The sequence below is a fragment of the Salinivirga sp. genome, assembly GCF_035268865.1.
In the GTDB taxonomy this organism is placed as follows: domain Bacteria; phylum Bacteroidota; class Bacteroidia; order Bacteroidales; family Salinivirgaceae; genus Salinivirga.
On record NZ_DATFKB010000003.1, the window covers coordinates 1 to 10,539 of the forward strand.

The following is a 10,539-nucleotide window of genomic DNA, read 5'->3' on the forward strand; positions in this document are numbered from 1 at the left end:
ATTCCCCGTATTTTTCTGGGGGCAAGGTTTACCAAAATACTTACCTGGCGACCGACTACATCTTCAGGTGTAAAATATTCAGCAATTCCCGACACAACAGTGCGTTGGTCTATTCCGGTATCGACTGTCATTTTAAGCAACTTCTTGGTCTTTTTTACCTTTTCGGCATCCAGGATAGTACCAACACGAATGTCCATTTTAGTAAAATCCTCGAACTTTACCTCGGCTTTTGATGGTTCCACGTCAGCATTTTCAGCTTCATTTTGTTTTTTTGTATCATCGAGTTTCTGGCGCTGATTGGCAACCATAACGTCATCAACCTTTTCAAACAACAGCTTCGCCTTATTAATTTTATGCCCGGGCTTTAGCAAATCCATATTGCCAATGTCCTGCCACGTTAAACCAGGGGCATTGACCATTTCGTTGAGCTTTTGTGCCGAAAAAGGAATAAAAGGCTCCATGAGCACACTCAATGCCGCTGATATTTGAAGACTGACATACATAATGGTACGCGTACGTGCTTCATCGGTCTTGACCACTTTCCAGGGTTCAGTATCGGCCAGGTATTTGTTTCCAAGTCGGGCAAGGTTCATTGCTTCGCGTAAAGCTTCTCTAAACCTGTAATGATCCAGCGCATGTTCCACTTTGGCCCTGATCTGCTGATAAATCTCTATGGTTTCTTTATCAAATTCTGTATAATCAGCAGGCTCCGGCACTTCACCATTGTAATATTTGTGGGTTAATACAAGTGCCCGGTTTACAAAATTGCCCAATATAGCAACAAGCTCATTGTTATTTCTGGCCTGAAAATCAGCCCAGCTAAAGTCATTATCTTTTGTTTCAGGCATATTGGCCGTTAATGTATAGCGCAATACATCTTCCTTCCCCGGAAACTCTTCAAGGTACTCATGCAGCCAAACAGCCCAATTGCGACTGGTTGAAATTTTATTGCCTTCTAAATTAAGAAACTCATTGGCAGGTACGTTATCGGGCAGTATATAATTACCGGCACGATGCAGCATAGATGGAAAAATAATACAATGAAAAACAATATTATCCTTACCTATAAAATGTACCAACTTGGTCTTTTCATCTTTCCAGTATTTTTCCCAATCGGGCGTGAGTTCTTTGGTAGCAGAAATGTACCCAATTGGAGCATCAAACCATACATATAGCACCTTCCCATCTGCTCCTTCAACAGGAACCGGCACGCCCCAATCTAAATCACGGGTAACAGCTCTTGGTTTAAGTCCGTCATCGAGCCACGATTTGCATTGTCCGTATACATTCGACTTCCACTCTTTATGATCTTCTAAAATCCATTTTCGCAAATGTCCTTCGTACTGATCTAAAGGCAAGTACCAATGAGTTGTTTCTTTCTTAACAGGGTTGTTACCTGTTAACATAGAGTGTGGATTTATTAATTCCATTGGACTAAGAGATGTTCCACATTGCTCACACTGATCACCGTATGCCTCTTCATAATTGCAATGAGGGCAGGTACCTTTAATGTAACGGTCGGCCAAAAATTGTCCTGCATCTTTGTCGTAGTACTGCTCTGAAGTTTGCTCTACAAACTCGCCTTTTTGATAAAGATCTTTAAAAAAATCCCCGGCTGTTTCATGATGAACCTTATTGCTCGTGCGGCTATATATATCGAATGAAATGCCAAAGCGTTCGAATGATGATTTATTCAACTCATGATAACGATCTACAATAGCCTGGGGAGAAACACCTTCTTTGCGTGCTTTTATGGTAATGGGAACCCCATGCTCATCAGATCCGCAAATAAATTTCACATCCTTACCCTTTTGCCGTAAATAACGCACATAAATATCAGATGGCACATACACACCTGCAAGATGTCCAATATGAACAGGTCCGTTAGCATAAGGTAATGCCGAAGTAATTAAATATCGTTTGTAGTCCATGGAATGTATTTTAATCAGATTTTTTAGAATGATGAAAAAGCTTAACTTCGTATAAATCGCATATTTTGCTTTTTCAGCCCACAAATATAGCGATTACCTGGCAAGTTATAAAACTGAATGTATGACAATTACTAATTTCACCCGCCCTTCAACTATTCAGGAAGGAGATACAATTGGGATTCTATCAACGGCAAGAGCCATCGAACAGGAGGAGTTGCTAAACGCTAAAAACCATTTAAATAAAAAAGGTTTTAATGTAGTTTATGGCGCTACCATAGGTGCTAAACATCACCAATTTGCCGGCGATGATGAGCTTAGGCTAAACGACCTCCAAACCATGATTGACACGCCTGAAGTAGATGCAATAATTTGCGCCAGGGGAGGTTATGGCACAGCCCGTTTACTGGAGCAAATAAACTGGTCAAACTTTAAAGAGAACCCCAAATGGATTATGGGGTATTCTGACATTACAGCACTCCACAATGCACTTTCTCAAATGGGCATCATGAGTTTGCACGGCATAATGCCAATAAATATTAAAGACAATGAAAGCAAACAGGCACTTAACAAAGCAATGGCAATTATGTGTGGCCAATCAACATTCAGCTTGGATTTACAATCTCATAAACTCAACCATAATGCCCCTGCCAGGGGTATACTCACTGGAGGAAATCTGTCTATGCTTTATAGCCTCAGGGGAACCAAATATGATTTTGAATCGCAGCAACGTATCTTATTTATCGAAGATCTGGATGAATACCTATACCACATAGATCGTATGATGGTAAATTTTAAATTAAGCGATATTTTGACCAACATTTCGGCCCTGGTCGTTGGAGGAATGACGGACATGAACGATAACACAATTGCATATGGCTATACGGCAGAAGAAATAGTTGAAAGTCATATGGAAGAGGATATTCCGCTGTTTTTCAATGCGCCCTTCGGTCATTTCCCGGGAAACCATCCCATGGTATGTGGCGCACAAGGAAACATTTCAAATGAAAACAACCAATGGAAATTAAACTATAAGTTATGAGTCAGCACTCAGAAACAGGAAAATGGGGAGAGGCACTTGCTGTAGATTTTTTTGCCAAAAAAAATTTTAAAATTGAAGCAACAAACTGGCACTGGCACAACAAGGAGATAGACCTGATCGTGAGCAACCAGCGTGAAATAATATTTGTGGAGGTTAAAACCCGCACGGCCGGGGTACTGGCCAAACCAGAGGAAGCACTTACAAGAGCAAAACAAAAGCACTTGCTGCAAGCGGCAAATGCATACATTATAGATCATGATATAAATAAAGAAGCTCGTTTTGATGTAATTACTATTTGGATCAACGGGAAACAACACAACCTGAAACACACCCCAAATGCCTTTGGCCCCCAATGGTAAGCCGTAACCTGACATATCATATTAACGACCTGACAGCCGACCTGTTAAATCTTATCTGGCCTGCAACCTGCCAGGCATGTGGCGAAAGACTTTTTAAAACAGAGGAAGCAATTTGCACAAACTGCCTGACCCAACTACCACGTACAAATTATCATCTTTGGGCAGAAAATGATTTTCATAAACTTTTTTGGGGCCGTATACCTGTAATGTACGCTACGGCAATGTATTTATTTGAAAAAGAGAGCCCGTACCGGAAACTTATTCATAAGCTTAAATACAAAAAAATGCCTGAAATTGGTATTGTATTGGGCCGTGAAATGGGTTTTGAAATAAAAGATTCCGTTTTTAATGAAATAGATTTGATAATTCCTGTACCCCTGCATCCAAAGAAAAAAAAGATAAGAGGCTATAATCAAAGTGATATGATAGCCAAAGGTCTCTCAGAAGGAATGGACAAGCCCTGGCGTGCAGACATACTGAAAAGAGATACACATACAGCAACTCAAACCCGCAAGGGGAGATACGAAAGATGGGAAAACGTTAATTCTATTTTCTCAATTAACCCCAAAACCAGTGTGCGTGACATGCACATACTGGTAATTGATGATGTGGTAACTACAGGTGCTACATTGGAATCATGCGTGGCAGAACTACTTGTTAATGGAGCAAGCCATGTCTCTCTCGCAACATTGGCCTTTGCTCATAATTAGTGCTTGCCCGAAAAGTCCAATGTCTGCGTTAAACCATTTCTGAAAGCAGTCATTCCTAAAAGTTAACTCCTTGATTTTCAAACAGACCAAATTTGAACTTGAACTTTTAGAATCAAGCACTCAAAAAAACAGGTGGTTTTCTGGCAGACACTAATTAAAGCCTCCTGTATAACTTTTTATTGTTCAATCCACTCAACTATTTCCTCAGATTGTGGCTTAGTGCGTGGTGAAAATACTTTTACAAGCGTACCATCAGGATTGATCAAATATTTTTGAAAGTTCCACTTAACCTTTGAATCTTTTACACCATTCAAAGCTTTTTGGGTAAGCCATGCATATAACTCATGCTGATCATCTCCCTTAACGGAGATTTTTGACATCATAGGAAATGTTACGCCATAATTCTTTTCACAAAAAGCAGCAATTTCCTTATCGGAACCTGGCTCCTGGTTCATAAAATTATTGGCAGGAAAACCAACAATTACAAAATTCTGATCCTTATATTTTTTATATAAAGCTTCGAGTCCCTCATATTGGGGTGTAAGACCACATTCTGAGGCAGTATTAACCACCATTACTTTTTTTCCCTCCAGGGTAGCCAGATCAAATTCACTGCCGGTGATATCTGTAACCTTAAAATCATGCAAGGTATTGTTTTGTGATGCTCCCATAACTGTAATCAGCATAAAAGCAAATAAATAAAATATACGCATAGGACAAATATTTAATTGTTAACATAAACACTTATAATGTAAATATGTTTATGCACGGTTTAGTTCTTAAAATTTTGGGCTAGAACAAGGGGATAAAACCAATTTAAATCGATTTTAAATAACCTCCCTAAGTCTTCATGCACAGCATTTCCAACCATGTAACTAACGGTTTTCCGGGAGTGTTAACACTCTGTTAATCAGTAGGTATAATCAAGAAAAAATGATGATGTTTGTGTTAACAGAAAGAGAAATTTAGATTTTAGCAAGAACTATCCCTGTCCCTATTCTTTTAATCCCGCTCGAAATGCCACTCGGTTTTCAGCGGGATTATTCTTTTAGAACTACAACTATACATTAGGTCAGCGTAAAATCATGTGATGCTTCTAGTATCAATTCCTAATATTTCTTGTTTGACAGCTATTTGATCCCTCCGGAATCAAAATTCTAAACCACCTTTCAGGCAAATCGTAAGGAGATGAAAAGAAGGCCACTAACATTAAAAACCTCATCGTTTGGCCGCAAAGAACTTTTTTAATAAAGCTGCTGATTCACTGGCAAAGGGTCCCTGTTCTATAATAGTTTTCGGGTGTAATAAATTACCTTGCCTGGAGAATCCTCTTTTGGGATCAGGAGCTGCGTAAACAATTTTTGAGATTTGAGTCCAAAAAGCGGCTCCCGCACACATTACGCATGGTTCGAGCGTTACGTAAAGCGTACAATCAGTGAGATATTTGGCCCCGAGGGCCTCCGCCGCAGAAGTAAAGGCAAGCATTTCTGCATGGGCGGTTACATCATTCAATTGTTCAGTTTGGTTATGTGCTTTTGAAATTACACGATTATGACAAGTTATTACTGCACCCACAGGAATTTCACCCTCCTCAGAGGCCAACTGAGCCTCCTGAAAGGCCATTTTCATAAAAAATTCATCTCCGATCATACATATATCATTTTTTACACAAAAATAGAAATTTGGTCATTAATTTGGGCTAAAAAAACAAAATGGTTTTATCGCATTCGCAACAAATAAGGTCTGATCAAAACAATAAACAGCAAGGCAATCAAAAAGGAAATAATTGTGCCCCATAAAACCCCTATTGTTGGGTAAAGATAGTGGATTGCAAGGGCATAGATTACGATGTTTATTGAGGCCAGCACCATAGTTTTTCCAACCGCCCGTGCAAATTTTGCGCCCTGTGAAATGCTCAATATAGTCATCGTGCTAAGCATGACTGCAGGGAAAGTAGAAAAAATACCTGTCCAGAAACTATTGGCAAAAGTACTGATGATGACCGTAGAAGCTACAACAGTACCCGCAAACAGGGCTCTGACGAAGAGTGCCCACCATCGAAACACACGTTTTTGCTTACCCGCTGAAGGAATTTTTAAGCGGTACTCCAGCAAATAAAAAGCACTACCCATGGCAATAAAATAAAAGGTGAGCGAAAACAGAACCGTTATGTCACCTGCAAGGGAAATGGTCCAGGCCATTGTAAACCAAAAAGCAAGGGAAGCAAGTAGAGCCCAAATCAAATGAAATCTAAGCATCACAATAAACAGAAAAAGAAAAAGTGTATTGACAGCCATGCCGAGCGGGGCGGCTAAGGCAGCCTCTGCAGCGAATTCAGGATTCCTTACTAGAGCCACATAAACAAGCGAAACCAATATGGTTGAAGGTAAATTGGCAATGGCGCCACCGGCTTTACTACCCACCTTTTCGGCAAGCAATGTAGCGCCGGCTATCCAAAATCCGGCAATAAGGAATGATTGAAGTATTTGAAAACCCGGCAATTCCATGGGCGCAAAATAAGGCAAAAAAAAGACTGCCTCAAAAGAGGCAGCCTTTGTTTTTATCCATGATTATAGTTATGGGCGAACTTTTGTTGGCGTAACGGGTGTGCTGATAGTAGTATTTTCGAAATCGTTTTTATAGACAGATTTACCATCTGGATCTACAATTTCAAAATCATCTATAAACAATGCGAATGCATCGCTTGACACACAACCAATAGATATCTTAACATTCTCTCCTGCCCAGTCTGAAAGGTCCCATGTATAGTTGGTCCAGGCCGTTGGCACCTCTGCATAAGGATCAGGAGTAAGAATGGTTTCACTATCGTCATCAGTATTAATTACTTTAACTATTAGTCTTTCCAGACCATATGCATCAGTAATAGATTTACCATACAACGATACTGAGTATCCGTCCTCGATGTCATATCCTTCACTTGTCATCCAGTCATTATCATCGCCGCCGCTGGAAGCCATACTGAAGGCATATTTGTTGCCACTATAAGCTTCCCAACCAGCAACTTCTGCTGGATCAGTTGTAGTCCAGTCAAAAATCGTCCATGCTGCTGGTGATCCCGTTCCGGGATAATCAAAGTCCGCAATAGTATATTGCGCCAGTCCATCAAGGTCTTCGGTAGTCCATGGATCAAATTCAGTAGCCCAGGATTCAAAACCTTCAAAATCATAGAAGAGCTTAATACCCATCAAAATCATACTATGGGTTTTAGATACCGTACCATTACTATTAGAGTATGTAAAATGATAATGTAAGGTATCATCAAGCATATCAAGCGTAACGGGTTCCATAATGGTATCTGCATAAGCAAATGTACCTGTGATATCTGTTGTATCGCCACTATTTACGCTAGAACCAATGGTCATAGAAGTGGGAGCGGTACAGTCATCTTCCAGTTTAAAAGGAATTTTAAGCACGGTATCACCCAAAATAGTGACTTCTGGAGGTGCTCCTACAAGTATTGGATTCACCACCTCAAAACCGATCATTTTACTAGCCGGGCCACCACTTACATTGGTAGAAAACTTAAGCGTGGTTGCATCACCGGTCTCTAAATTACCCATATCAGCTGCTGAAAAGGCATAAGGGGCAGAACCATCTTGAGTTGTAATAGTTGAAAGAAGTTCTCCGTCTTTGAAAACTTCTAAATCTACGGATGATTTTGAAGTTGTAACGGTTCCTGTAACTTCACTGTCTAGCACATAATAATCCGGATTAGAAACCGTGATTTGCACACCAGTATAAAAATCATCCTCCTCTTCCTCACAGGCGGTAAAAAGCACTGCAAGGGCAAGTAAGCTAATTATTAATGAGAGTATTTTTTTCATAATTCTAAAAATTTTGTGTTTTTATTGTACACCTGTTCTTTCATCCCACCACATTTGTTTGCCCCAGAACTTATCTACTACATCTGCAGCGTAAGGTGCTAAATTGGCAGAGTTGAGGTTCGATTCGTCTGTTGGATATGGGAACATGAATGGTGGTCTGTTATGACCTGGATACGGACTAGCAGGTGCAGCATCCATTTGTGGGATGTCTGTTCTGCGAGTCTCGGCCCATGCCTCGTGCCCTTGCTTAAAGAGTGCTACCCATTTTTGACTGAATAAATCTTCATCAACTGTTACATCAAATCCTGAAGCATAACTAGCAGCATCCCCAGCATCTATACCATTTTCTACACAAGAGGCTATAATAGCTTCTTCGAAGGCATTTTGATCCGCGTTAGCTTCAGCTTCAATAAACTTCACTTCAGCATAACGCATAAAAGGTGTAAAACCATCTGCTATTTCACGATAGCGTTCTCCAATGCGGCTGTATAGGTTAATATCACCAACATTATCTGGCGCAACACCAGGAACGACACCATTATAAACATCATTTTTATTTGGATAAGCAATTACACTTAAACGAGGATCTGCATTATCAACCAGATAATCGATCAGGAAAGTTGCTACTGCGTGGTCATCACGAGTTTCCATATCCGCAAACCATGGCTCCCTATATGGAGCATCTACGGTCCAGTACAAGAATGCATTGTCGTCGTTACTTTCCATAATAGGATAAGTACCATCATCAGTTAAAATATCACTCCTGATTGTCACAGCATCCGGATATACAGAAGCAATGCGATTGGCCATGCGCAAACGAAGTGAGTTGGCAAATTTTTGCCATTTAATAACATCACCTTCAAAAAGCAGATCACCAGCACCAAGTTCACGCTGAGATTCTGGGTCAAACATTTCATTGGCTTTTGCCAAACTATCCATTAATGCAGGATAAATTGTTTCCTGCTCGTCATACTCAGGATTGGTTACTTCATTCAAGCCGCTGATAGCATCAGTAAAAGGCATATCGCGCCAGCTGTCGGTTCCAATTTGAAAAACCAATGACTGGAAAGTTAGGGCAGCAGCCTCTAGATTAGGATTACCTTCCTGGCGAGCAAATTTTTTGGCATTTTCCAAATCAATAGCTACGCGGTAAAGATCTTGCCATGCAGCATTGATTACAGATTCGCGCTCTTCATAACGAGCTTCGTCAACGTACTGAATTTTTCCAAGATGTCCGGCATAAGTTGAAACATTGTTCATATTGAACCAGGCATCGTAGTAATACTCGCCAAAATAGCGGATACCATTACCCAGTAAGTTTGTGGCAGGTACCGTGGTCGGACTGTTGGGATCTTCGTTCATCTCCTCCCAATCGTCTGTACATGCAGTAAACATGAGCAATCCGACAATTAGTAAGCTAAATATGTTTTGAAATTTCTTTTTCATAGCAAAAATATTTTTGTGTTTTTTAGAAGTTGAGGTTTACCCTGAAACCAAGCGTGCGTGCTGTTGGCAACTGGAACTGCTCAAGGCCCATACCTCCCAAATTTGCACCAAATCCTGTTTCGGGATCAATACCCAGATCATTACTAGGGTGAACGTATAACATTGCAAGGTTACGACCTACAAAGGATACACTCGCTCCATGAACAAAACCCACTTTATTCATAATTTTTTGTGGAATTTTGTAGCTAATTACGAGTTCACGTAGTTTTATATATGAACCATCAATAACTGAATTAGCTTCTCTTCCCCAATATCCTTTATAATAATTATAGGATGAAATAACGATATCATTCGGGGTTCCGTCTTCTAACACACCATCAATAACAAGACCATGCTCACGAATACCATCTTCTGCGGTTTCTTCAGTAACACCTGCATAGGCACCAAACCAGTCAGACACACTGAACACGTCACCACCATAGCGGCCATCAATTAAGAAACTCAAAGAAACTGTTTTATATGAGAAAGTATTGCGAATACCACCAGTCCAATCGGGTGTAATATTACCAACCTCTACAGGAACTTCTGTTTTAACAGGTAACCCATTTGAGCCAATAATTTTGTTACCGTCTTCATCATATTGAAATCCACCGGCTTTGATTACACCAAATGCCTGTCCGGGACGAGCTTCTATTGTTACACCACCCCAGGAGCTGGAGATTTGATAAGCTTCAAGGTCTCCGTATAGTTCATTCACCTGGTTCCAGTTTTTGGCCCAGTTTACATCTGTGGTCCAGGTAAAACCATCAGGATTGTTAAACCAGGTAGCACCAATTTGTATTTCAAAACCTTTGTTTTCAATTTCACCAGCATTAATTAACTGACTTTGAAAACCGGATGATGGTGCAATATCCACTTCCATAATCTGGTCGTAAGTAATCTCGTCATAATAAGTCACATCCAGACTGAAGCGATTCTTTAAGAATCTTAAATCTACACCTATCTCAGTACTTGTTACCTGCTCAGGTTTCAAACCAACAGGAGGTAATATTCTATTTGTAGCAAAAGGGGTTACACCACTTAATGGAGTTACTCCATTATAAATCAATGACAACTGATAAGGATCGGTGTCGTTACCCACTTTGGCCCATCCACCACGTATTTTGGCAAATGATAAAATGTCTGATTCAAGTTCTAACAATTCATTCA

The 10,539-nt window shown here is 40.2% G+C and carries 10 protein-coding genes; 3 read left to right on the top strand and 7 right to left on the bottom strand.

Annotation, left to right across the window (positions count from 1 at the left end; genetic code table 11):
* The coding region (metG, locus tag VJ937_RS00170) for a methionine--tRNA ligase (protein ID WP_324064897.1) at positions 1-1,931 on the bottom strand (1,931 nt) is incomplete at its 3' end.
* A 121-nt stretch (positions 1,932-2,052) separates the two neighbouring features.
* On the opposite strand from metG, the gene VJ937_RS00175 reads away from it, so the two are divergent.
* Genes VJ937_RS00175 through VJ937_RS00185 form a run of 3 tightly spaced genes read left to right on the top strand, consistent with a single transcriptional unit; the run spans position 2,053 to position 4,039 of the window.
* The gene (locus VJ937_RS00175; protein WP_324064898.1) at positions 2,053-2,970 is read left to right on the top strand and encodes an LD-carboxypeptidase; all 918 of its coding nucleotides are present in this window, start codon (positions 2,053-2,055) and stop codon (positions 2,968-2,970) included.
* Positions 2,967-3,329, top strand: a complete 363-nt coding sequence (locus VJ937_RS00180; protein WP_324064899.1) for a YraN family protein — start codon at positions 2,967-2,969, stop codon at positions 3,327-3,329. Before VJ937_RS00175 ends, VJ937_RS00180 begins: the two co-directional genes overlap by 4 nt.
* Positions 3,323-4,039, top strand: a complete 717-nt coding sequence (locus VJ937_RS00185) for a ComF family protein (RefSeq protein ID WP_324064900.1) — start codon at positions 3,323-3,325, stop codon at positions 4,037-4,039. Before VJ937_RS00180 ends, VJ937_RS00185 begins: the two co-directional genes overlap by 7 nt.
* Positions 4,040-4,215: 176 nt before the next feature.
* Here VJ937_RS00185 and VJ937_RS00190 read toward each other — a convergent pair whose 3' ends face one another.
* The 6 genes from VJ937_RS00190 to VJ937_RS00215 all read right to left on the bottom strand — a co-directional run.
* Positions 4,216-4,752: a glutathione peroxidase gene (locus VJ937_RS00190; RefSeq protein WP_324064901.1), complete on the bottom strand. Its 537-nt coding sequence runs from the start codon at positions 4,750-4,752 to the stop codon at positions 4,216-4,218.
* Positions 4,753-5,257: 505 nt separating this feature from the next.
* Positions 5,258-5,689, bottom strand: a complete 432-nt coding sequence (locus VJ937_RS00195; RefSeq protein ID WP_324064902.1) for a nucleoside deaminase — start codon at positions 5,687-5,689, stop codon at positions 5,258-5,260.
* Between the two features lie 68 nt (positions 5,690-5,757).
* On the bottom strand, positions 5,758-6,546 hold the full coding sequence (locus tag VJ937_RS00200) for a DUF3147 family protein (protein ID WP_324064903.1): 789 nt from the start codon (positions 6,544-6,546) through the stop codon (positions 5,758-5,760).
* 69 nt (positions 6,547-6,615) lie between these two features.
* Complete coding sequence (locus VJ937_RS00205; RefSeq protein WP_324064904.1) at positions 6,616-7,884, bottom strand: hypothetical protein; 1,269 nt, start codon at positions 7,882-7,884, stop codon at positions 6,616-6,618.
* 21 nt (positions 7,885-7,905) lie between these two features.
* Positions 7,906-9,330 carry a SusD/RagB family nutrient-binding outer membrane lipoprotein gene (locus VJ937_RS00210; protein ID WP_324064905.1) on the bottom strand — a complete coding sequence of 475 codons (1,425 nt, stop codon included), beginning with the start codon at positions 9,328-9,330 and terminating at the stop codon, positions 7,906-7,908.
* 22 nt (positions 9,331-9,352) lie between these two features.
* On the bottom strand, positions 9,353-10,539 hold a 1,187-nt coding region (locus VJ937_RS00215), incomplete at its 5' end, for a TonB-dependent receptor domain-containing protein (protein WP_324064906.1).

Coding starts and splice junctions, on each gene's coding strand:
- VJ937_RS00175 (WP_324064898.1), top strand. CDS start 2,053: ATGACAATTACTAATTTCACCCGCCCTTCAACTATTCAGGAAGGAGAT.
- VJ937_RS00180 (WP_324064899.1), top strand. CDS start 2,967: ATGAGTCAGCACTCAGAAACAGGAAAATGGGGAGAGGCACTTGCTGTA.
- VJ937_RS00185 (WP_324064900.1), top strand. CDS start 3,323: ATGGTAAGCCGTAACCTGACATATCATATTAACGACCTGACAGCCGAC.
- VJ937_RS00190 (WP_324064901.1), bottom strand. CDS start 4,752: ATGCGTATATTTTATTTATTTGCTTTTATGCTGATTACAGTTATGGGA.
- VJ937_RS00195 (WP_324064902.1), bottom strand. CDS start 5,689: ATGATCGGAGATGAATTTTTTATGAAAATGGCCTTTCAGGAGGCTCAG.
- VJ937_RS00200 (WP_324064903.1), bottom strand. CDS start 6,546: ATGGAATTGCCGGGTTTTCAAATACTTCAATCATTCCTTATTGCCGGA.
- VJ937_RS00205 (WP_324064904.1), bottom strand. CDS start 7,884: ATGAAAAAAATACTCTCATTAATAATTAGCTTACTTGCCCTTGCAGTG.
- VJ937_RS00210 (WP_324064905.1), bottom strand. CDS start 9,330: ATGAAAAAGAAATTTCAAAACATATTTAGCTTACTAATTGTCGGATTG.